The sequence below is a fragment of the Pauljensenia sp. UMB3104 genome (assembly GCF_030217285.1).
Taxonomy (GTDB): Bacteria; Actinomycetota; Actinomycetes; order Actinomycetales; family Actinomycetaceae; genus Pauljensenia.
Genome location: NZ_JASONN010000546.1, coordinates 1 through 241 on the forward strand (window position 1 = coordinate 1; position 241 = coordinate 241).

The 241-nt window shown below is 63.1% G+C and carries 1 protein-coding gene; it reads left to right on the forward strand.

Going from position 1 to position 241, the window contains the following annotated elements; all coding sequences use genetic code 11:
* Positions 1-241 (forward strand): C-terminal helicase domain-containing protein (locus QP415_RS12735; protein ID WP_285100316.1); only part of this gene is annotated, 241 nt, incomplete at both ends.

Genomic DNA, 241 nt, shown 5'->3' on the forward strand with positions numbered 1-241 from the left:
TGCCACAGTGCGCACCTACTACGGGGCAACCAGCAAGGCCGAGCGAGACGAGACAGTCCGCGCTTTTCAGGCGGGCAAGGTTGATGTGCTCATCGCACAAATCACCGCTGCGGGAGTCGGTCTCACCCTCACGCGCGCCCAGGACGCCCTTTTCGTGGAAACCGAGTGGACACCCGCACTCGTCACACAAGCCGAAGACCGCATCCACCGCATCACGCAAACCAGCCCCGTCGCTATCACC